Genomic DNA, 21,607 nt, shown 5'->3' on the forward strand with positions numbered 1-21,607 from the left:
AATAAGTCTTTTTGACATGGTAGATAATGAATACTGATGAACGACTTCCAGACGTAGTGTACATGGATTCGTGTCCCAATTGCGGTTCTAATATAACGTCTCTTCGTTTGGGCAAGGGAAGTGTATGTGAGAAGTGCTTGAGGGAGGACTTTGAGGTCAGCGATTTACAACAGTTAGTTGAAATATTGCAACGAACAGGGACCATAAAATCACTATTGAAGGAGAAGAGTATCCTTGAAGAGGAGAGGAAAGTAATAGATCTGTTTAAACGTGTGGTTGGTTCCGAACCTTTGGGTCCTCAGAGATCTTGGATTATTAGAGCCCTTAGAGGAGAGAGCTTTCCCATTATTGCTCCTCCAGGGTTAGGTAAAACCACCTTTGGAATGATAATGTCTTTGTATTATGCCTCTAGGTCCGAGAAATCCCTGATGATTTTCCCGACCAGAACTTTGGTTTCTCAGGTAGTTCAGAAGATCCAAGAGATGGGAAAATCCCTAGACTTTACTCCCAGATTGGTATATTATATGAGTGGATTAAACCAATCTAAAAAGGATGAACTAACCAAATCGCTTATTGAGCAGGACTTTGATATCTTTATCTCTACGTCAAGATACGTGATTCAGCACCTAGATGAAATAAACAAAATTGATTATAGGTATCTCTTTGTTGATGACGTCGACGCAGTGCTCAAGTCAGGCAAGAGTTCACTCACCATCCTCAAGTTGATGGGTTTCAGCGACGAGAACGTAACGAAGGTGAGGGAATTATTAAAGACTTCTAGGGATGATGTTTCATCCTTTGATGAAATAAGAAAAATCAGAGAGAAGTACGTGAAGGACAGGGTGGCCATATTTTCGTCGGCCACTATTACCAGAAGTAACCCCGTTTTCACTTCCCTAATGGGTTTCAAGCCTGGCGGTGCAACCATTTACCTGAGGAACGTGATCGATTCGTACGTCATGGGGACAGATATAATATCTCAAACAGTTGACTTGATAAAGAGATTAGGACCGGGAGGGCTAGTTTTCGTTCCAGTGGATAAGGGTTTAAGCTTTGCCCAGGAAATTTCCCAGAAGATTGACTTTCTCAAAGCTTCAGTGGTTTCTTCCAATACAACGAAGAAGTTGGAGGAGTTTGAGCGAGGTTCCATAGACGTGCTGATAGGAGTTGCTACTCACTATGGACTCCTAGTAAGGGGGATAGATATTCCTTGGAGGGTCAGATATGCGGTGTTTGCGGGAATCCCGAAGTTCAGATTCAAGCTTGGAGAGGCCATGCATCCGCTGGCCATGTTGAGAATACTTACCTTGCTTTCAGTTGTTCTTAAGGACCCTGAGATAACTAGGGTTCTTAGATTTGTGAAATACAGACTGAGGAGGACCTCGACAGCAGCTTTGGCAATGCTGGCTAAATCGGTTAAGGATGGGACCTTAGAGGACAGGAATATGATAAGGGCATACGAGATCGTAAATACGTACCTCAAGGATAAAAGGATAGTAGAGGCTATATCCAAGTTCGGAGACATTTCATTTTCTGGGGATTACATCTCTATACCCGATTATCTTACCTATATACAGGCAAGCGGGAGAACTTCCAGACTCTATGGCGGACATCTAACTACAGGTTTGTCTATTCTCCTCGTGGATGACGTGATCCTCTTTGAGCTGTTGAAGAAGAAGCTATCCTTTATCTTGGACGAAATGAAGTGGAGTCCTCTAGACCTGGACAACCAAAGGGTTGGAGACAAGGACCTGCAAGATATAGTGAAACAGATAGATAAGGAAAGGGCCGAAATCATGAGGAGAAGAAACATAGAGCCAATTTCTATGCCAATGGAGAAAATCAAGACTATTTTATTAATTGTGGAATCCCCAAACAAGGCCAAGACAATATCCAATTTCTTCTCAAGGCCCAGCGTAAGGGATTTTGAGGGATTAAGGGTCTATGAAACTGTAATAGGAGATAAGATACTAATGGTAACTTCCAGCGGTGGTCATGTATATGACCTCACCACAAAGAACCTGGGCATTTACGGAGTTGAAGTGAGGACCAATGGGGACATTAATGTTATTCCCTTCTATAACACAATAAAGAGGTGTGAAAATGGTCACCAGTTCACCGAGTACGCAGAGGGAGGAAAGTGCCCCATCTGTATGTCCACCAATGTGAGGGATAAGAGGTCCTCCATAAATGTTCTCAGAAGGCTCGTGCTAGAGGCTGACGAAGTGCTCATAGGAACAGACCCAGATGTCGAGGGTGAGAAAATCGCCTGGGACCTGTACCTTAATCTTAGACCCTTTAATTCCAATATATTTAGGGCCGAGTTTCATGAGGTCACAAGAAGAGCTATAACTGAGGCATTGAACTCGCCTAGGACGTTCTCAGTTAACATGTTACGTTCTCAATTGGTCAGGAGGATAGAGGATAGATGGATAGGTTTCAAGCTCTCCAATAAGCTCAAGGAAGAGTTCTGGAAGGAGTACTGCGCCAAGATATATACCGATAGAGACTGTAACGAGGAGAACAGAAACCTAAGCGCAGGCAGAGTCCAAACGCCAGTTCTAGGCTGGGTTATATCCAGATATGACGAATATCTCAGAACCAAAAGGACGGTCTATATAGCTAAGGCAGGTAATCTCAATATACTTGTACCCAAACAACCTGGAGTTAGAAAGAATTCAAAGATAAAGATAATAATTCAATCGATCGAGAGAAAACAGGATACCATAGGTCCCTTTCCGGCATATACAACGGATACCTATCTTTCAGATGCATCCACTTTCTTTTTCATATCTGCACAAGACGCCATGCGTATAGCCCAGGATCTCTTCGAGAACGGTCTCATAACTTATCATAGAACGGACAGCACAAGAATATCTAATGTGGGTATAGGAATTGCAGAATCCTATCTCAAGGATCTCTTGGGGGAAAAGTATAGGGAGGTGTTCGTGCCTAGGAGCTGGGGAGAGGGAGGCGCACATGAAGCTATTAGACCGACCAGACCTTTAAACGGTGAGCAATTAAGGGCCATGATAGAACAGGGTGAGATAGAACCTTCGAAACGTCTCACGTACAACCATTACAGACTTTATGATATGATATTCAGGAGGTTCCTCTCAAGCCAGCTTGTTCCGCTGGTCATAGAGAAGGAAATATTACAAATTTCTGCCAAAAAAGGTAATGATAGTTTGACCTTGGAGAGCAATGTACTTGAAGTCGTGACCAATGTTAAGCTTTCCAAGGACATTTCGTTCCCTTCAGAAATACTTTACATTCCTTTCAGATCCATCGGAGAAGCATTCTCTTTGCAGGTCAAGGAGAAACTTCCAGCAGAGATTGATGCAATCGTAACAGGCTCGTTTCAAAAAAGTGATCATGCCCTTTATACCCAGGGCGAATTGGTATCTTTAATGAAACAAAGGAAAATCGGGAGACCCAGCACCTATGCCTTCATAATATCCACTCTTCTAAAGAGGGGATATGTGTTTGAGACCATGAAAGTAAAGAGACTTATACCCTCTAAATTGGGTCAGCATGTTTTCGAGTTCCTCAACTCTAGGTACTCTAACTTTGTCTCAGAGGATAGGACAAGATCACTCCTAGAAAGGATGGATCTCATTGAGGAGGGTAAGGAGGATTATAGGCAAGTATTAAAGCAATTGTACAACGAAATACAGGACATAAGGTGAAATAATTATGCTGATCTCGCTCACTCACTTAAAGCTTAAGGAAATGGCGAAGAAGCATAACATTGAGAAGGCTAAGAAGCTAGTTAAGACCGCAAAGGAGAGAGGTGCAAAACTTGTGGTTCTACCCTCTCTCTTTCCTGTGGGGAATGGATTTGAGGTCTATGATAACGAGAAGAAAATGAGAAGTGTAGTGAAGAACCTGGCTGAGAAAATACCCGGCAATACTTCAGAAATTGTAATAAAATTAGCCATGGAGGGACAGGTCCACGTGATAGCAGGTCCATTGCTAGAGCAAGCCGGTCCTAAGGTATTCCTGACCACTCTTGTGATATCTCCCGACGGCGAAATCATAGGTAAGTATAGGAAGGTTGCATCATCGGAGAAGGATATTAGGTTGGGGATCTCCAATGGTAAGGAACCCATGCATGTGGTTCTAGACAAGAAGTATGGTCTAATAGCTGAGGATGATCTCATGTCACCCGAAATAAACAGGCTTCTTTACTTTGGAGGTTCACAGGCTGTTATAGGGACAATGAAGGCCTATCCAAAGAAGCAGGACTCTGTGAAGCACTTGGCCATAGCTAGAACTCTAGAGAATGATATGTCTTACCTTATCAACGGGGAGATAATAGAGAATGAAGAAGGAGATATAGTAGGCTACTCCCCCACTTTCATCACAACGCCTGACTCATTAATCTACAAGGAGGCAAATGAGGAGGATTCAATAGTTTTAGTGGAAAGCACCATGATAACTACCAACCACGACAACTTGATATCGAAGGCAGGAGACCTAGAATCCATAATAACTGGGTTATGCAAGAGTGTAAAAAGGGCTAAAACTGTGAATAACGTTCAACCAGTTAGAGATCACGCAGCTACGTAAATAGCGGTCCTCCTATTTCTGAAGGCTTCCCTTATTGTGCCCTGTTCATTCAGGTCTTTTAATATTCTCTTAGCTACGCTAAGTGTTATATTAGCCTTAGTTGCTAACGTATAAGGTGTGATGATCTTCTCCTTCTTTATCTCTTCTTGAACTCTCTTTATCATTTCATCGCTGATGGTTATGTTCTTAGAGATTACCTCGTTCCCTGTCTTGCTTACCTTCTTCTTCTCTTTCTTTTGTTGAGCTTCCGCTTCCTTCTTTATTCTCTTCTCTATGTTACTAATGGGTTTCTTTGAGGCTCCACCCAATCCATTCACCCGTTTTATTCATTAATGGAAACAGGGATAATAATCTTTAATGGATCAGGATCTACTGGACGATCTTCTATCGAGAGTTAGCAAGTTCGCATCAATATTGGGAATATCTAGAAGCGAACTGAAAATCTACTCTACTCTTCTGCTTGAGGGACAGAGTAGTGCTAGGGACCTTTCGGATAAATTGAATATTTCCTACACAAAAATTTACTCAATTCTGAATAGACTAGAGGAAAGGGGCTGGATAAAAAAGGTAGGGAAAAGGCCGGTTAGGTATGAGGCCGTATCGCTGAGAGACCTGTGGTCAAATATTAAGAAGCTACTTGAATTAAGGGTCTCTCAGTTTGAAAGGGAGTTCATTGAACCACTCTCCACGATGATAGACTCTTCATCGGCTTACACTGTGGTCGTTGTTCCGCCAGCCAATCTAAAGAGGACATTAGTTGATGTGTTAAACGAGCCTAGCAAGCAGTATCTCATAGCTATCTCCTCTCAGGAGTTGATGGATGATGAGGTTTATCAGATAATAAATGGAAAGTCCTTCACCTCAGAGGTTAGGGTGATCGTGCAGAAGGGGATAAGGATACCTGAAAAGGTAAGCATCCAGCTGAGGGTTCTGGATAACATGTTCGGAAGCGGAATTGTCACCTCATCATCGGTTTTATTGGTGATTAAGTCTCACAATAATCTCTCTGGTATAATTTCTAATCACAGATATCTGGTAGATATAGCCCAGGTATATTTCAATCACCTTTGGGATCAAGCCTCGCCTATAGGCACAAATCCTTAAAAGAAAAGGCTAGGTTATGATCTATATCGAGGTCAAATGAAAATAATAACGGTAAAGCTACCAGAACAATTTCTAGAAGCTATGGATGAGTTAGTGAATACAGGCAGATATGAGACGAGGAGTGAGGTAATAAGGGCAGCAATAGGGGACTTTATTAGAAAGGAGTTATGGATTAAGGATTGATGATGAAGGCTGGTATTCATGATTGGTGAGTTGAGACACCAATTCTGACAAGACAAGATTTTTTACGTGTGAGTCTCTTTAACCACCGTGGTTTTACGGGAAGGAGACTTAGCGGTAGTTTGGATAGACCCCAAGCGCGTTTACCTGGTGAGGTTGGAGAAGGGAAAGAAACTCGATACCGATAGGGGTTCATTACCCTTTGACAGCGTGATAGGCAGGGAATATGGGGACTTCGTTGAGATAAGTAAGGGAAGGGCATTCATTATGTATCCCAGTTTGGATTACATCTACGATGGTCTCCATAGGCCTTCTCAGGTCTTATATCCAAAGGATATAGGGTACATGATTTTTAAATCCGGAATAAGACCTGGAGATACGGTGGTAGAGGCAGGTACTGGATCGGGTTTTCTTACAATTTCACTTTCACATTTCCTAGGTCCCAGCGGGAAGGTAATAAGTTACGACGTTAGGGAGGACATGCAGGAGCGTGCTAGGAAGAACTTGGAGCTTGTTGGGCTTCTTGATAGGGTGGAGCTTAAGCTAGGAGACGTGAGGGAGAAGATAGACGAGGTTAATGTGGACGCTGTTTTCCTTGACATGCCAGACCCATGGTTAGCCACCGAAACGGTCTATAAGGCCCTTAAGCCCTCTGGCTCAGTGGTGGTCTTTGTTCCCACCGTGGGACAAATAGAGAAGACTTTCCTGTCACTGAGGAAGAATGGTTTCGTAGATGTGGAGGCTGTGGAGCTCATATTGAGGGAGTACCAAGTGAAGGAGAATGCCACCAGGCCTAGAAGTATAGGGGTAACTCACACTGGTTTTATCATTACGGGTAGAAAATCAATAAAAGGGAGTTCTGAAATAGGTGAATGAGTTGCAATGAGCGAGGCGAAGCTTAACATTTTGACCAAGGCCATAGTTGAGTTTGAGGAGGAAGTAAAGAAGGCAAAGCATGACACTGCTGATAACGCCAAGGCACTCATTCTTAAGGCTCAGAGCCTCTCCTCAGAGCTGGAAAAGGTAGCAGAGTCCACGTTAAGCGAGGCAGAGAAGTCCATAGAGAGTGAGAAAACGGCTACAATAGACGCTTTAAGGAAAAAGTTCAACGAGGAGAAAGAGTCGCTTTTGGCTCAGATCAGACAAAGGGCTGAAAAGAACCTAGAGCAGGCAATAGAGGAAACAGTAAAGGCCTTAGAGGGGGCTTATAAGTGAGCTCAACTTCAGCCTACATTTCCTCCGTATCTAGATTGTTTAAGGCAAGGACTCTAACCAAGGGAACCATCAATGAGCTCTTTTCATCAAGAGATTGGAAGGAACTACTTGGGATTTTGAAAGAGAAGGGTATACTTGAGGAAACTCCCGATTCTGTAGATAGGGCCGAACTACTGCTTAAAAAGAGAGCATTGGATCAGTTACAGGAACTTTACAATCTTTCCAATTCGTTGAAGCTTGCAAGAGATATAGTACAGGGATATATTTATAGAATGACCTTGGACGAGCTGACCTACGTGGTCTCATCTATCTGGAACAAGGTAAAAGAAGATACGTCTAGGTTAATCTACCTCAAGGCCAAGTTGGACCAAATACCTTCAACGCTAGAGGAATTGAACTCTATTCTTCAAGGGACCATATATGGACAGGCTCTCGGATTTGCCCAGTCTAAGTCACCCAAGGACCTATCCCAGTTCAATTCTCTACTAGAGTATTTCTTTATTCACTACATGTCCATGTTAACTGAGGGTCTGAAAGGAGATTGGAAGGTATCCGCAAACAATATCCTTTGTGGATACAAGGATTACTACTCTACTAGCTTGGCGGTTAGGCAGAAAATTGCATTTGGACCCACTTGTCGCATGAGCGAAGACGACATAAGGGATCTAGCTTCATCGAAAACTCCTGAGGACGTCTTAAACGTCTTAAGAAGAACCAGTTATTCCAAGAGCCTGGACCTATCTGGAGTATACACAGCACTCGCTTCATTCAATAACATAGCAAGGAGCAATGCCAGGTTAGGAGCTTTAGGGGTTTTCATGGGCTCTCCCTTTAACCCAATAGTTGCCATGGGCGTATCTGAGCTAATCAAGCTCGATACCGAGGACTTGATAACTTTGATCAATGGGATGAAGCTTGGAGTTATGCCTGAAAAACTAAAGTCCTCTGTATCTTTTCAGCAGGTTTAACAGCGAGTCATCAAACACGTATACGGAATCTTCCCTGACTATGGTACTCTCAGGCAGAGAGGGAGGATCTGGGAGCTGTTCTAGGGGTTTCGCTTTACCGAGATATATCCACTTCAATTTCCCATTTAGTTTCTCCAGTCTGTACCAGTATTTACCAATATAGATGTATCTCTTTCCCTTCTTGTAGACTACATGGAATGGCTTCAGGTATACCCCATATTCCCTTATTTTCGTATTATAGTCGTAAACTAGGGACTTTAAGGCAGATAACACCTTGTCAAATTCCCTTTCAGTCATTCTAATCTGCATAAAATAGAAATCACCTTATTAGGATAAAACCCTACCTATTATTTAGGTAGTATGACATGTTACTCAGGGAACTAGGTCATACTGGGATAAAGACGTCAGAATTGGGAGTAGGAATGTGGACTTTGGTTACAGACTGGTGGGGTGAGCCGGAAAGGGCACAGGAAATAGTTAAACGCGCGATGGATCTGGGAATCAATTTCTTTGACACGGCAGACATGTATGGTAATGGAAGGGCAGAGGAGATACTCGGAAGATCCCTGGGATCAAAAAGGGACAGGGCAGTGATACTCACTAAGGTAGGCTATGATTTCTATTCATCTCCGCAGAGGCCCAAGCAGAAATTTGATCTGGACTACCTTAGAACCGCTGTGGATAGGTCGTTGAAGAGACTCTCCACGGACTACGTTGACGTCCTGATGATACATAACCCGAAGATGAGGGATATTACTAGGAGGGACTTACTGGATTTCATGAGGTCGCTTAAATCAGATGGAATTGCAAGGGCGGTCGGAGTAGCTCTAGGTCCTACCCTAGGTTGGGAAGACGAGGGATTGAAGGCAATTGAAATGGGATATGAGGCCCTAGAACACATATTCAATTTAATCGAGCTTTACCCAGGCCTAAAGTTTCTAGAATTTGAAGTTGGCCATGTGGTTAGAGTTCCACATGCCTCTGATGTACTAAATGAATCAAAATGGCCTCTGAATTATGATCCAAAATTGCATAGACATTTCAAGAATCAAGATTGGATAAACACTGCAATGGAAAGAACAAAGGGTCTACTGGATTACGCCAGTAAAAGGGGAATCACACTGAGTCAGTTGGCCTTGAGCTTCGTGCTATCCTACAGCAGAGTTTCAACAGTGATTCCAAATATCACTACTATGAAGGAACTGGAACAGTTCGTGAAATCCACAGAGTTTGTCTTAAGCAAGGAGGACGTAAATTTTCTCTTGGACTACTATGAGAGAAATTACAGGGATCTTAACGAGGAGAGCATCAGGGAGACTCAGGTCTATAAATAACTTCTTAATTTCGGTCTTTTCATGTCCAGTTACTGTTCAATACTTTCATAGAATTTCAAAAACTCCCTGAAAGCTCTACCCCTATGGGAGATGGAGTTCTTCTCACCAAGCTCCATCTCCCCGAAGCTAACCCCATATCCGTCCGGTATAAAGATTGGGTCAAAGCCAAATCCCTTATCGCCTCTCATGGTCTCCGCAATACGACCTGACACTTCTCCCTTAAAGAGGGCCAATCTCTCCCCATCTATGTAAGCGATCACAGACCTAAAGTAAGCCTTCCTGTCGCTCAAGCCCTCCATGAGCTTCAGAATCCCCTCACAATCAAGCGTCCTCTTAACGTAATTTGTGTAGGGTCCAGGGAAACCCCTTAGAGCTTCTACAAATAGCCCGCTATCCTCAACTATCAGGGGGGACCTGTAAAGGGAGTAAAACGTTACCGCCGAGTATCTGACTATTTCCTCAAGACTATCTGCTTGAATCTCCAGCTTGGGAGCATCTACCTTGCTCAGTATCACCTTATCTTTGGCAAGATCTTGAAATTCCATAAATTTGTAACTGTTACCTGTTACCACTTTTATTTCTCCTTTCATCCACGTACCTACCTCTCATTCTGATTTCTTCGACTTTCCTCATTATCTCTTTCCCACTCCCCGTTACCTCGTTGTATCCATCCATGAAGAGAGAGAAAGCCTCGTCCTTTATGTCGGAGTGAACACTTTCCAGAGATCTGAGAAATACGTGAACCTCAGTGGCCATGTCCTCTGTATCCCTTGATCTTCTCGACAAACCAAAATCAATGAAGAATACCTTATCGTCATGAAATATCATGTTGTTAGTGGTGAGATCACCGTGTATGATTTCATTGAGGTGCATCTTTCCTGTCATGTATCCTATTTCCTTGAATATCTCCAGTCCAGTGACACTGATCGCATCCTTTATGGTCTTCCCTTCTAGGAATTCCATTATGATTGTGAATTTATCAGGATCCACATAAAGGATCGCAGGGACATTGACCCCACTTGTGAGGGCAGCTAGCATAATTTTAGCCTCTGAGATAGTTCTTTCCATGTTTATTTTCCTGTCTAAGAGGGGATGTCTGTAACCCTTTGGAGTCCTTACCTTGTATATTGCTTTTATACCTAAGAAATTACCGTAATAGATTAGGGATTCCGCCCCACGCTTGATAAGGGTCAGGCTCTCCATGGAATATCTACCTCGTCTATGCGCCAACGAGGCCTAATAACCGAGTTCTTTACGTCTATGGAGACTCCATGTCTCAAAGCGAGTAGTCCTGCATAGGCTATCATGGCACCGTTATCTCCAGCAAAGGATGTGGGCACAACCTTAAGTTCAACATTCCAATCACTGCTTAACCTTTCAAGTTTAGACCTCAAACTGCCACTGGCCGCAACTCCTCCCACAATCATGATTTCATCCTTCTCAGTCAGGGCTAGGGCTCTCTCAGTAGCCTCCAAGAGCATGTCATATGCTATTTCTCTAATGCTGAGACATACGTCATGAAGGTCATGCTTCTTAGAAGCCCTAAGGGCCGCAGTGAGTAGTCCTGAAAATGACATATCCTCTCCTTTCACAGTATATGGTAGCTCAATGATGTTGGAGCCCTCCTCGGCACAGATATCAATCTTGTGTTTACCGTTCACAATGTAAGGTGGAGCAAGACCTACCTCCCTGACGAAAGTGTCCATCATATTACCAAGAGCTATATCCAGAGTTTCACCAAATATCCTAAACCTGTTTTTATAGTAAGTCGTGATAATGGTGTTTCCTCCTGACAGGTACAGAATCAGCGGATTCTTGGCGTTAGTTGTAAGATACCCAATCTCAATATGACCTATCCCGTGGTTTACGGGTACAAGTTTCTTGTTGAATTTAAGGGCTAGGGCACGAGCTACCACTGCTCCGACTCGGAGAGTTGGACCCATACCCGGTCCAAGTGCCACTGCTATCCCATCTACTTCCTTGATAGAGAGCTTGGCCTGGTTCAGTGCCCTCTTTAGAATCTCGTGGGCAACCAGAGTATGATGCCTGGCAGCTTCGCTGGGCTTCATGCCCCCCGTCTGTGGCACAAAGGTGTCCCTTTCATTTGCTAAAATAAAGGGAGGCCGATCCTGAGCTATACCCACTCCAAAAGTATGAGCAGTGGACTCTATACCTAAAACTATCATGCCTTAGATTTACCTGCGAACTCAGTATATCCGCACTTGCCACAGGTCCATCTTTCCTTTGGCTTCATATGGTGGGCCATTACGCTTCCACATCTGGGGCATTTCTTGTTCTTCAGCTTTACTTTCCCGTCAACTATCTCATAATATAATCTAGCCGATGCCTTCTGTTCACCCTTAGCCACTGGACTCACCCTGAGACTTGGCCTTATTTCCTCTGTTTAGGAGGTGTACCGGCTCGAATTTATCCAAAAGATCCTTCTCTGAGTATACATGAATCAGGGCTTCGCTTATACCTGCACCGTATCCTGTATTTATCTTTCTTATGACCACTAGATCCTCTTTTGCTCCAATGAAACTCGAAATGGCTTTCCTTATATCCGCCCTAGATGGGGTAGGACTACCAATATGATAAACCTTAATTTTGATTTCCTTCCTTCCAATTACCTTATTATCCTTAAGATTCTCAACTAAGGCTTCAGCCTTGTCAGAGACCTTGATCTGTTGTGCCTGAGACATCTCTCCTTACTCTTTCTGGGCGGATTTAAGTGTTGCGGAGTTAGCCTTGAGGTTCTGAATTATATCCTCTGCAACCTTCTTTCCTGAAAGCAGCATTGCTCCAAATATGGGTCCCATTCTGGGCAATCCCTTGACTTCGGTCACAGCCATGCCTGCAGCGTAAAGTCCTGGCGCAACCTCGCCAGACTGCTCAACGGTCAGCTGTTCAGCCACTTCGCTATATGCAGATTTCTCACCTGGGATAACTATCCCGAGTTCAGGAATTTTCCTTGATGCCACTGAGATAACCTCAGCGTCATGTCCCGTAGCGTCAACTACTGCCTTGGCAGATATGAAGAGAGGATCTACGTGGAGGCTCGCCATTTGAGTGGCAGTCCATTCCACAGCTACCCCGGTTACCCTTAGCGGATTTTCCCTGAAAATCACGTCATCTACAGTAACTCCATGGATGATTTTAGCTCCGGCATCGATGGCAGCAGTAGCCAGTTTAGCCATAAATTCAGAGCTATCCACCACATACACCCCATCCTCAAACTTTTGTAATCTCACTCCTATTTCCCTGAGCACCTCATCTGCTGGGCTTTCTATCACGATCTTGTGGAACAGCATTGCTCCCCCTCCAATACCTCCACCGAAACTGAGTCTTCTCTCAAACACCGTAGTTTTCAGTCCAGCTTTGGCTAGATAATATGCAGCTGCTAGTCCAGAAGGACCTGCTCCTACAATCACCACGTCATTAATGGAAAAATCCATCCAATCTTCGAAAGTGGCCTTCAGGATATATCTTGTTATCTTGATTTCATCTACCTGCTTTACGTTCATGACAAAATCTTCATTTAACTCACTTATAAACTAACTTATAAATAGTTGACGAAGGGAATCGATATTAAAGATAGCTGGGAAACTAATCTATGCCACTTGAATTAAATACTACCAGCAGGTCTCTACGATGTGATGTTTGTAAAGCGATTATAAAGACGAAGCCAATAGTGGTTAAAACATGTTGTAATAATAGACCATGGACATTCTGTAGCAACAGGTGTTATACCATATGGATGAGAGATTGGCTAAGGAAACAGGAACAGGCAAGACAAAAGGGAAAGTTGTAGTAGGTATCACAGGTGCAAGTGGAGTAATTTATGGCATATCAATGGTTAAGACTTTAGTCTCCTTGGGATTTGACCCTGTTGTTATCGTTAGTAGGGGTGCTCTGAAGGTAGCAAAAGCTGAACAGGGAGAAGATCTGCTTAGTCGTGTGAAAGAGATAGCCAGAGAAGTTTACCTGGAGAATGAGATGGATGCGTCTCCATCGAGCTCAAGTGCCTTGGTGAAGACAAAGGGAATGGCAATCATACCATGCAGTATCAGAACGTTGGCCCAGATAGCCTCAGGCATATCATCAAACTTGATTTCAAGGACAGCTATAAACATTCTCAGGCTTAGGAAGAGGCTGGTGCTGGTGGTGAGGGAGACTCCCCTAGGCACCATAGAGTTAGAAAACGCACTTAAGGTCTCCTATGCAGGGGGCGTAATTCTACCTGCTTCTCCTGGATTTTACATCAGGCCAAGGAGTATAGAGGACATGGTAAACTTCGTGGTAGGAAAAACTTTAGATGCCTTAGAGATTGAACATGATATCTACAGGCGATGGTCTAGATAAGATCTAGATCCCTTTTGCCAAATTTCTTAGAAATTATCTCCTTAACCTTATCATCTTCGTATAAGTCATCCTGTTTAAGGTCCCTTTCCACGTCTTCTCCCCCATTGCTTCTGTTAATCGCAAAGGCGCACTTATTCCCAGGCAGTAGGGCCCTTTTCTCACAATACGCGTATTGACATTCACCAGTGATGCATGTGTCGCCAACCCATCTGCAGAAACCCACCTTCTGTGGGTTACCCTTAACGTACCTGGTTTGGATCATTAGGGCTCTCTTGTTGCACCTGAAGTAGGGGCACAAGTAGTTACATTTATCTCCCAAGGGAAGCGGTTTAGGTTCACCATCGGTCGGTCTACTACGCCTATCCCTGGGTTGATCCCTCCTTTGTTCGAAATCATCCCTCAAAGTAGCTGAACCCCCAATAGTCGTGATTACACATTTAATTTCATAGCTTCACCCATTTAAACATTATGTACTTGATTTCGCTCAGTTGAGTGTTGACGATTGCTAGTACCAATTTTTTCCTTGTGCTGTGCGATACTCTTCCGTAACTCATGAGTTCGTTCACAGAAAGCCTCTCAGACGAATCAATCACGGATACGACGAACGGTGCGTGCTCTACCCCTGGCCCAAGGGTATAAATCGCGAAATCTGAACCGAACTTTATGCCAGATCTAACGATGAAACCCCTCCTTTTCAGGTCCTTGTAAACTAGGTAGAGGGGTCTGAACTTAGTCACTATGGAGGTAGCGTAACTCTCCAGCCTTGTTACGTCCCAAATATCACCCAGATGTCTAACTTCCAGGAGACCCTGCTCAGATAGGTAAAGACCCTCAAGCAATGAAAGCTCCAATGGCTTATTTATATCCTTGACCGACTTCGGTTTAGAAATAGTTAGTGGCTTACCATAGAAGCCCATCTGATAGAGTGCCTTGGCCTCGTCCAAGTTGAAAATTACTATTTTATCTCCTAACAACTCGCCGGAAAATTTCATCATATTCTCCCAAAGGCTATATAGGTTATAGAAGTCGCCGAGTCCCTGACCATGTCCTCACTGTCCTCTAGTCTGTCAGCGACGTCCTTCATCAGCATAACGTAAATTAAGTCGTCGTATTTCTTTTCAAATAGCTTTAGCTCCAAGCTTCTGTACAGATCGTCAACCTCTTCCTCCAGCTTTATTATGTTTCTAGCTGCCTCCACAGATTTTTGAGCATTAACTGATAGAAGCCTAAGTGACTCTACTAGGTGCATCAGAGATGCAAGTAGCTTTTCAGCAATGATTGTTATCAATTTGTACATTAATTCATCTATCTGCGTTCCTCTCGAGATTAAAACGCTAAGCCTATAAGAGGCCGCGTCTAGGTTCTGGGAGATCTTTTCAAGGTTATTTAGCACGTCAATGTAAAGGTCCTTGTCCTGAATTCCTTCCTTTACCCTGATGATGTATTCGCCTAGCATGAACTTGTCAGTCTCTACACTATTCTTTATTCCATTGATCTTGGAGTAAACTTGCATTGGCGTAACATTATCCTCGGATTTCATTAGCTCGTAAAGTATTCTAACCTGATCAATGACCTTAAGTGATATCTGCTGTAACCTCTCCTCAAGGTTCATGTGGGCAATGCTCATTGACATGTTAGTGTAATAATGGTTTAAAAACTAAGCTTGGAAGTCATCTTCACTAATTCTTCCAACTGTGTTAAGTCCGCCTGTATATTCAATGAGACACCTGCCTTTCTAAGGAGATCCTCTGCACTTCTCAGGAGTTCCATCTCGTCTGTAAACCCTATCAGGTTAAGATAGCTAACTATTCCCAAGGTTTCCTGCTTTATTTTCTCATCTTTTAATGAAGGGTAATGTTCAATTATCACCTTAAGACCATCATATAATTCCTTACGCGTTCTCCTTATTCGTTTGACTATCCTGTGACATCTTTCCACATCTGGTTGATTTATAGCAATTAGGTTCTCCAGCTGGTTGAGATTATTGGAATGATTTTCTATTATCTCCTCAAACTTAACCAGTACATCTCTTATTTTCTGTTCTCCATCCATTATACAGACCTCAGGGTCACTGTACTGTTATCCTCGATTCCCAGTTTCAGCATGTCCTCTGGACTGGCCCATATTTCTATATCAGGCAGGCTATCTTGGGTAAGTGCCTTGAATCTAGCTCTCTTCCCCTTGACGGATATCTCTATCTCTCCTTTGATGCCCATGTCCTTTACAAGCTTGGAGGACACTAGGACAGTGCCACTCTTAACTTCAGGTCTCTTTCTAACCTTGACTCTCTTCTCTTTCAGCGTTTCCTTTTCTCTACCCCTTAGGGCTGAAGCCGGAGGAATTATATTAACTAGCGACTTGATGTCTGGTTTTTTCTCTTCCTCCGAGTTCTCCGGATTCATCTTTTCGCCTCTCCTGATAACATACTAAGATCTTGCCCACTAAATAACTTGTCCATAACACCTTCAAGATCGGAGATTTTAACCCTAATTTGATTCCAGGTATCCCTATCCCTCACTGTCACAGAGTCGTCGCTCAATGTTTGTGGGTCTACCGTGATAGCGTAGGGCACTCCAATTTCATCCACTCTTGCATATCTTTTTCCTATGCTTCCAGCATCGTCGAAAAGAACCTCATACTTTCTAGAAAGGGAACTGTATATGTCCCTAGCTCTCTTTATGAGCTCATCCCTTTCCAGCAGGGGGAATACTGCAACTTGATAGGGAGCTAAATTCTTGGGTAATGCCAGTACCACCCTATCCTTTTTCTCCCTGTAAGCGGAAAGTACACTTAGATAAAGGCACCTTTCAACCCCAAAGGAAGGCTCAACCACATGCGGATAGAATTTTACTCCATGTTCCTTCTCCTCCCTGTTCATTATGCGGACGAACTCGGAAAGTTGTCTACCAGCTACTTGGACCTGCTTATTGAGAAGTTCCTCCACCTGCTCGGGCGATTTTCCAGAGATTAGTTTCATGACCTCCTTCTGAAGCTCAGGATTATCCTTGAACTTATCCCTGTTCACTATGACTGTTTTCTTTATCACCGTTCTGGGCTGATCAAACTTCTTGAATACCGTTAGATCCTCATTGCTGAACTTTGAATGTCTGCTAAGATCGTAGTTTCCCCTATAGGCGTGGCCCGATATCTCCACTTTCTCCCCCATTACTTCAACTATTTGATCAAAGGTTTGCGACGAGTAGTGAGCCCTCTCGGTAGGCAACTTCTCCTCAAAGTAGAAATTATCCTTGGGTATACCCAGGGCTTGGACAAATTTAGATGCAGAGGCCATCCAGAAACTCATCCATGGATTTACAACCAGTTTCTCCTCTAACATCTCCTTTACCTTAACGGTAGTGGGTTTCAATCCCTTCTCTTTGGCATCTCCAAACAGGACCCTAAACTCCTCCTCGTAATATCTGTCCAACCACGGGATGTACTTATCCTCCGGATCAATGAAAAACTCCACCTCCATTATGGTGAATTCCCTCATCCTAACTAGACCCTGCCTGGGGGATATCTCATTCCTGGCAACTCTTCCCACTTGAGCTATTCCCAGGGGTAGCCTTTGCCTCGTAGTCTCATATACCCTCTTAAATGAGGTAAACATGCCCTGTGCTGTTTCAGGCCTCAAATACCCGGTATTCCCGGAATAAGGGCCTATGTTGGTGGAAAAGAGGAGGTTAAAGCTTCTAACCTCTCCCAAATCACCCCCACATGAGGGGCACTTAAGTCCCTTCTCAGAAATTAGTGAAGTCAGTTCCGATGGTTTAAGTCTCTCCACATTGATTTTCAGCATCTCCTCCACGAGGTGATCGGCCCTGTATATCTTGTGACACTTTGTACACTCCACAATGGGATCGGTGAAATTTTCTACGTGTCCGCTGGCCTCCAGCACCTTAGAGGGGGTTATCATTGGAGTTTCAATTTCTACCACAAATTCGCTATTTTCTTCAACAAATATTTTCCTCCATGTGTTGATTATTTTATTCTTTATCCTTGTGCCAATGGGTCCAATATCGTATAGCCCAGCCACTCCGCCATATATCTCGTAGGAGGGCCAGAATATGCCTCTCCTCTTCGCTAGCTCGATCACTTTGTCAGACTCTGGCATGGGACCTTTTCATAAAGCCGAGCTTATAAACTTCCTCAATTATCCTTTAGATATGTCCGATTCAAGACTACTATATTTGAACGAAACTGTGCAAAAATTTGGTGTATTTAGGGCCAACTCTCCCTTTGCCGTCTTGGGTATTCCCATGGACATAACCAGCAGTTTCAGGCCAGGGAGCAGATTTGCGCCCCAAAAGATAAGACACGTTTCCCAATTTATTGAATTTCTATCCATTAGGTCCGGAATAGATATGTCAGAGGTGGGATTCCAAGACTATGGAGATGTCATACTACATCCGTCAGATGTCGAGGAAAACGTGGAGAGGATCTCACAGGTTGTGAGTTACATTTCTGAGCTGGGTAAGATCGTGGTATCCATAGGCGGTGAGCACACAGTTACCGTGGGAACAGTGATTGGAACAAAGGCTGATTGTGTTCTTAGTTTTGATGCGCATCTAGATCTCAGGGATGAATATATGGGGTATAAATACGACCACGCGTGCGTTCAGAGGAGGTTGAGTGAGAGGGGGGTGAAAATAATGGAGATCGGGAATAGAGCCATGGGAAGGGATGAAATAGAGTATGCCAAGGCAAATAATGTTCCCTTTATAACTTCTCATGAGGTAAAGGTTTTAGGTCCCAGGGAAGTGGCGATGAGGGCAATTAACTTCCTTAAGCCATGTAACAGGATATATATCACGTATGATATGGATGCCATTGATCCGGCCTATGCACCAGGTGTTGCCACTCCAGAACCAGAAGGCCTTGATCCCTCAACAGTACTGGACATAATGAACTTGGTGGTGGACAAAAGGGTTGTTGGATTTGACGTAGTCGAGGTATCCCCATCCTATGATCCATCCGAAATAACTTCGGTGCTAGGTGCTAAGCTTATACTTGAAACCGCAGCCAAGCTAAAAACTAAATTGCCTTAACGGTCTTGATGGTTGGCTTTCTTATCATGTAAATGATATTATATCCACAATAGGGACATCTCACACCTGGTAGAACCCTGAGCTTATCGCTATCGAAGGTCTTCCAACATTTTCCACATCTAAATAGATCTCCCATCTTAGTCTAGTTCAGATTTTACTACGCTGTTTTAAATCTTACCCTCGATAGAAAAGCCTAAAAAGGCCCTTTCATAATATGATGTTACAAAATGGCAGACAGTTTGTGTGGAGGACTTCCACCGGAAGTATGTGAACAATTAAATAAAGAAGAACAATTCATCAAGATAAAACTTGAAAAAAGAAGATACGGAAAAGAGGTCACAGTTATAGAAGGTTTGGGAGACGACGCCGATCTCAAGAAGATAGCTTCTGAGCTTAAGTCAAAACTTGCCGCAGGTGGCACTGTGAAAAATGGGCGCATAGAGATACAGGGAGATCATAGGGAGAGAGCTAGGGACTTACTTGTAAAACTAGGTTTTCCTGAGTCTAACATAATGGTAATAGAATGATCAAACTAAAAATAAAGAAAAAGATTATTGATTTTGTATTTCAATCTTTAGTTCTTGAATAAGCTCCTTGTACCTGTTCCTGACAGTTACTTCAGTAACTCCAGCAACCTGGGCTATTTCCTTCTGTGTTCTCCTTTCCTCGTTGAGTAGGGCGGCGATGTAAATTGCAGCTGCAGCCAGTCCCGCTGGATCCTTCCCTGCGGTGAGTCCAACGTTCTTTGCCTTCTCAAGTATCTCTGCGGCAAGTTTCATTGAAGCTCCGCTAAGACCGAGCAGGGATCCAATCCTTGTAACGTAATCCTTTGGATCACTAACTGGAACATCTACGTTAAGTTCTCTCAATAGGAGTCTATAGCATCTGGCCACCTCCTTTCTATTAGCCTTGGTGTATTGTGCAATTTCGTCTAAAGTTCTAGCTATTTTCATGCGTCTGCATGAAGCATAAATCGCGGCTGCTACAACACTTTCAATAGATCTTCCCCTAACTAAGCCCTTCTCAACGGCCTTCCTGTAAATCAGTGCTCCTTCATCCTTAACTGACTTGGGTAGACCCAGAAGGTTTCCAATTCTCTCCAGTTCATTCATTGCTTGAGCGAGGTTCCTATCGATTGAACTCTGAATCCTGGCCCTGATCTGCCATTTTCTCCATCTCAGTACCTCCAGTCTCCTCTTAGGATCAAGGTTTCTTCCTATGGCGTCCTTATCCTTCCAATCTATCAATGTGGACAATCCACGATCATGTATGGTCTGGTTAAGAGGTCCGCCAACCCTGCTCCTTTTCTCCTTCTCCTCAGGAGTAAAGGCTCTCCACTCTGGACCTTGATCAACTATTCTCTCCTCTATGACTTCACCTGTTTCAGAGCAGATATATTCCCCCCTATCGGCGTCGAAAATTATTTTATCAGGGGGGCACTGATTATCTGACGAATTTTCCTTACTCATGAAGTTCACCATGCGGAAAATCTAAACCGGGACAAAAGCATTTATAAATTTTACTTCTACCCCTATATAAACTTTTCTATCGACTTAGCGTCTTTCCTGTCTACGCTTTGGTCCTAACCGGAGTTCCGTGTAACGACATAGCGGGAGATATTGGGTTACCTAGGCGCCATCTCTAGGTCTTCTTAGAAGGAGGATAGAGCCAAAGAAAAATACTAGAGCAATGATGGTAAAGATTATTCCTATTATCATGAGCGGGATAAGGTCTCCCGAATAACCTTTACCGAATATTATGGGTACAGGTCCTATCAAGATAACTCCGCCCACTGTTGTATTAGAAGGCTGTACAGAGGTGAATGTGCTCGCAAAGAGTAGCAGAAAGCCTGCAAAGATCAGAATAATTCCTGCAAGGGTTAACCTCATAATATCAGACTCGATGATCTCCCTAATATTGGTGACTTAACTTGTACAAGGGCAACATCATGTCCGTATTGGCAGGGAATAAGGATATGGCGAAGACCATAGCCGAAAAGCTTGGGAAGCTTCACGAGGATGGTAAAATAAGGATATTTTATAGGAGAAATGGCGACTACATTAGGTCAATTCTATCCTCTACAGAGTACCCGGAAAAGATATTGGACATAGCTGAAATAGCGACGCTCTCCTCCAAAATATTCATCCATGTTGGGGACAGTCTATCCTGGATTGATGGCGAGTTAGCTCTTTTGTCCACAGCCTCAGGCCTACCCACATTCATAGTGACCAATAGAGGAGAGACTGAGATACGGAAGATCTTTAAGAGTACATCTCTGGAGACTTCGCCAATAGTTCAGGAACCGGTAGACGAAGAGAGCGTAATGGAAGATAACGGGGTGGTATATATTGATAAGGCCTTCGTGGTTAGGGGAGTGGGTGTAGTTGTCACAGGATTTTCCATGACGGAGTTGAAGGTACATGACAAGCTGGTCCTACTTCCCTCCATGAAGGAAACAGAGATCAAGAGTATTCAGGTCTTAGATGAGGACCAGGAGGGTGTGGGTCCTGGTGTAAGGGTAGGACTGGCATTGAGAAATGTGAAGGAAGAGGAAGTAAAGGATTCATATCTAATGGTGAAGCCTGGAGTGAAGGCTCAGAAAGAATTTACAGGCAAGGCAATCATGTTCCCCTGGACTCAGGTCTCTGAGGGCCAGTTTCATTTCGTGTCATACGGAGTTTCAGTAACAGGATCTCTTCAAAAGAATGGAGAGGAATATAAGGTAACACTTAATCAGCCTATCCCAAAACCGAAGAGGATAGTTATCCTAAACGTAAACACAAAGCAGGGTAAACCTAGGGTAGCGGGGTATTTTTTACCCTAA

The 21,607-nt window shown here is 43.5% G+C and carries 29 protein-coding genes; 12 read left to right on the plus strand and 17 right to left on the minus strand.

Going from position 1 to position 21,607, the window contains the following annotated elements:
- The first annotated feature begins 26 nt into the window (after positions 1-26).
- Positions 27-3,689 carry a reverse gyrase gene (gene rgy / locus L3N51_RS01015; protein WP_238024750.1) on the plus strand — a complete coding sequence of 1,221 codons (3,663 nt, stop codon included), beginning with the start codon at positions 27-29 and terminating at the stop codon, positions 3,687-3,689.
- A 7-nt stretch (positions 3,690-3,696) separates the two neighbouring features.
- Complete coding sequence (locus tag L3N51_RS01020) at positions 3,697-4,572, plus strand: carbon-nitrogen hydrolase family protein (RefSeq protein WP_238024751.1); 876 nt, start codon at positions 3,697-3,699, stop codon at positions 4,570-4,572.
- Here the strand turns inward: L3N51_RS01020 and L3N51_RS01025 are convergent.
- Positions 4,557-4,880: a 30S ribosomal protein S25e gene (locus tag L3N51_RS01025; protein ID WP_238024752.1), complete on the minus strand. Its 324-nt coding sequence runs from the start codon at positions 4,878-4,880 to the stop codon at positions 4,557-4,559. The genes L3N51_RS01020 and L3N51_RS01025 overlap by 16 nt on opposite strands.
- Before the next feature lie 49 nt (positions 4,881-4,929).
- On the opposite strand from L3N51_RS01025, the gene L3N51_RS01030 reads away from it, so the two are divergent.
- The 5 genes from L3N51_RS01030 to L3N51_RS01050 all read left to right on the plus strand — a co-directional run bounded on the left by L3N51_RS01030 (position 4,930) and on the right by L3N51_RS01050 (position 8,039).
- Entirely contained in the window at positions 4,930-5,676 is a 747-nt protein-coding gene (locus L3N51_RS01030) for a TrmB family transcriptional regulator (protein ID WP_238024753.1), read from the plus strand.
- Between the two features lie 36 nt (positions 5,677-5,712).
- On the plus strand, positions 5,713-5,859 hold the full coding sequence (locus L3N51_RS01035; RefSeq protein WP_012022157.1) for a ribbon-helix-helix domain-containing protein: 147 nt from the start codon (positions 5,713-5,715) through the stop codon (positions 5,857-5,859).
- Positions 5,860-5,946: 87 nt separating this feature from the next.
- Complete coding sequence (locus tag L3N51_RS01040) at positions 5,947-6,732, plus strand: tRNA (adenine-N1)-methyltransferase (RefSeq protein WP_238024754.1); 786 nt, start codon at positions 5,947-5,949, stop codon at positions 6,730-6,732.
- A gap of 6 nt (positions 6,733-6,738) precedes the next feature.
- Entirely contained in the window at positions 6,739-7,071 is a 333-nt protein-coding gene (locus tag L3N51_RS01045; RefSeq protein WP_238024755.1) for a hypothetical protein, read from the plus strand.
- Entirely contained in the window at positions 7,068-8,039 is a 972-nt protein-coding gene (locus tag L3N51_RS01050; RefSeq protein ID WP_238024756.1) for a V0D/AC39 family V-type ATPase subunit, read from the plus strand. Before L3N51_RS01045 ends, L3N51_RS01050 begins: the two co-directional genes overlap by 4 nt.
- Here the strand turns inward: L3N51_RS01050 and L3N51_RS01055 are convergent.
- Positions 8,007-8,348, minus strand: a complete 342-nt coding sequence (locus L3N51_RS01055) for a hypothetical protein (RefSeq protein WP_238024757.1) — start codon at positions 8,346-8,348, stop codon at positions 8,007-8,009. The two genes, L3N51_RS01050 and L3N51_RS01055, sit on opposite strands and share 33 nt — an antisense overlap.
- Positions 8,349-8,404: 56 nt before the next feature.
- Here L3N51_RS01055 and L3N51_RS01060 point away from each other — a divergent pair, with 56 nt between their 5' ends.
- Positions 8,405-9,373, plus strand: a complete 969-nt coding sequence (locus tag L3N51_RS01060; protein WP_238024758.1) for an aldo/keto reductase — start codon at positions 8,405-8,407, stop codon at positions 9,371-9,373.
- A gap of 29 nt (positions 9,374-9,402) precedes the next feature.
- Here the strand turns inward: L3N51_RS01060 and L3N51_RS01065 are convergent, their stop codons facing one another.
- From L3N51_RS01065 to L3N51_RS01090, 6 genes are read right to left on the minus strand one after another with little or no spacing between them, the layout of a single operon-like run.
- The gene (locus L3N51_RS01065; protein ID WP_238024759.1) at positions 9,403-9,963 is read right to left on the minus strand and encodes an XTP/dITP diphosphatase; all 561 of its coding nucleotides are present in this window, start codon (positions 9,961-9,963) and stop codon (positions 9,403-9,405) included.
- A complete protein-coding gene (locus L3N51_RS01070) occupies positions 9,932-10,576 on the minus strand; it encodes a Kae1-associated kinase Bud32 (protein WP_238024760.1) in 645 nt (214 codons plus the stop codon). The genes L3N51_RS01065 and L3N51_RS01070 overlap by 32 nt, the downstream gene beginning before the upstream one ends.
- Complete coding sequence (kae1, locus tag L3N51_RS01075) at positions 10,564-11,559, minus strand: KEOPS complex N(6)-L-threonylcarbamoyladenine synthase Kae1 (RefSeq protein ID WP_238024761.1); 996 nt, start codon at positions 11,557-11,559, stop codon at positions 10,564-10,566. Before kae1 ends, L3N51_RS01070 begins: the two co-directional genes overlap by 13 nt.
- Positions 11,556-11,741 carry a 30S ribosomal protein S27ae gene (locus L3N51_RS01080; RefSeq protein ID WP_238024762.1) on the minus strand — a complete coding sequence of 62 codons (186 nt, stop codon included), beginning with the start codon at positions 11,739-11,741 and terminating at the stop codon, positions 11,556-11,558. The genes kae1 and L3N51_RS01080 overlap by 4 nt, the downstream gene beginning before the upstream one ends.
- Positions 11,734-12,075, minus strand: coding sequence for a 30S ribosomal protein S24e (locus L3N51_RS01085; RefSeq protein ID WP_238024763.1), 342 nt, complete (start codon positions 12,073-12,075; stop codon positions 11,734-11,736). Before L3N51_RS01085 ends, L3N51_RS01080 begins: the two co-directional genes overlap by 8 nt.
- A 6-nt stretch (positions 12,076-12,081) precedes the next feature.
- On the minus strand, positions 12,082-12,897 hold the full coding sequence (locus tag L3N51_RS01090) for a sulfide-dependent adenosine diphosphate thiazole synthase (protein WP_238024764.1): 816 nt from the start codon (positions 12,895-12,897) through the stop codon (positions 12,082-12,084).
- A gap of 229 nt (positions 12,898-13,126) precedes the next feature.
- On the opposite strand from L3N51_RS01090, the gene L3N51_RS01095 reads away from it, so the two are divergent.
- A complete protein-coding gene (locus L3N51_RS01095) occupies positions 13,127-13,735 on the plus strand; it encodes a UbiX family flavin prenyltransferase (protein ID WP_238024765.1) in 609 nt (202 codons plus the stop codon).
- On the opposite strand, the gene L3N51_RS01100 is transcribed toward L3N51_RS01095, so the two are convergent.
- The 6 genes from L3N51_RS01100 to glyS are packed head-to-tail and all read right to left on the minus strand — an operon-like array spanning position 13,728 to position 17,849.
- Complete coding sequence (locus tag L3N51_RS01100) at positions 13,728-14,138, minus strand: hypothetical protein (protein WP_320056929.1); 411 nt, start codon at positions 14,136-14,138, stop codon at positions 13,728-13,730. The two genes, L3N51_RS01095 and L3N51_RS01100, sit on opposite strands and share 8 nt — an antisense overlap.
- 40 nt (positions 14,139-14,178) lie before the next feature.
- Positions 14,179-14,727, minus strand: coding sequence for a tRNA-intron lyase (gene endA, locus L3N51_RS01105; RefSeq protein ID WP_425597975.1), 549 nt, complete (start codon positions 14,725-14,727; stop codon positions 14,179-14,181).
- Positions 14,727-15,368, minus strand: coding sequence for a phosphate transport regulator (locus tag L3N51_RS01110; RefSeq protein ID WP_238024767.1), 642 nt, complete (start codon positions 15,366-15,368; stop codon positions 14,727-14,729). The genes endA and L3N51_RS01110 overlap by 1 nt, the downstream gene beginning before the upstream one ends.
- Before the next feature lie 17 nt (positions 15,369-15,385).
- Positions 15,386-15,787, minus strand: a complete 402-nt coding sequence (locus L3N51_RS01115) for a hypothetical protein (protein ID WP_238024768.1) — start codon at positions 15,785-15,787, stop codon at positions 15,386-15,388.
- Entirely contained in the window at positions 15,787-16,137 is a 351-nt protein-coding gene (locus tag L3N51_RS01120) for a hypothetical protein (protein WP_238024769.1), read from the minus strand. The genes L3N51_RS01115 and L3N51_RS01120 overlap by 1 nt, the downstream gene beginning before the upstream one ends.
- Entirely contained in the window at positions 16,134-17,849 is a 1,716-nt protein-coding gene (glyS, locus tag L3N51_RS01125) for a glycine--tRNA ligase (protein ID WP_238024770.1), read from the minus strand. Before glyS ends, L3N51_RS01120 begins: the two co-directional genes overlap by 4 nt.
- A 52-nt stretch (positions 17,850-17,901) precedes the next feature.
- On the opposite strand from glyS, the gene speB reads away from it, so the two are divergent.
- Complete coding sequence (speB, locus tag L3N51_RS01130) at positions 17,902-18,783, plus strand: agmatinase (protein ID WP_238024771.1); 882 nt, start codon at positions 17,902-17,904, stop codon at positions 18,781-18,783.
- Here the strand turns inward: speB and L3N51_RS01135 are convergent.
- A complete protein-coding gene (locus L3N51_RS01135; RefSeq protein WP_238024772.1) occupies positions 18,770-18,919 on the minus strand; it encodes a DNA-directed RNA polymerase subunit P in 150 nt (49 codons plus the stop codon). The genes speB and L3N51_RS01135 overlap by 14 nt on opposite strands.
- A gap of 91 nt (positions 18,920-19,010) precedes the next feature.
- Between L3N51_RS01135 and yciH the strand changes: the two genes are divergently transcribed.
- On the plus strand, positions 19,011-19,310 hold the full coding sequence (gene yciH, locus L3N51_RS01140) for a stress response translation initiation inhibitor YciH (protein WP_238024773.1): 300 nt from the start codon (positions 19,011-19,013) through the stop codon (positions 19,308-19,310).
- Positions 19,311-19,334: 24 nt separating this feature from the next.
- Here yciH and L3N51_RS01145 read toward each other — a convergent pair whose 3' ends face one another.
- Entirely contained in the window at positions 19,335-20,252 is a 918-nt protein-coding gene (locus L3N51_RS01145) for a transcription initiation factor IIB (RefSeq protein WP_238024774.1), read from the minus strand.
- 159 nt (positions 20,253-20,411) lie between these two features.
- Positions 20,412-20,672, minus strand: coding sequence for a TIGR00304 family membrane protein (locus tag L3N51_RS01150; protein WP_238024775.1), 261 nt, complete (start codon positions 20,670-20,672; stop codon positions 20,412-20,414).
- Positions 20,673-20,713: 41 nt separating this feature from the next.
- Between L3N51_RS01150 and L3N51_RS01155 the strand changes: the two genes are divergently transcribed.
- A complete protein-coding gene (locus tag L3N51_RS01155) occupies positions 20,714-21,607 on the plus strand; it encodes a translation elongation factor (protein WP_238024776.1) in 894 nt (297 codons plus the stop codon).

This window comes from Metallosphaera javensis (ex Hofmann et al. 2022), from assembly GCF_022064045.1.
Taxonomy (GTDB): domain Archaea; phylum Thermoproteota; class Thermoprotei_A; order Sulfolobales; family Sulfolobaceae; genus Metallosphaera; species Metallosphaera javensis.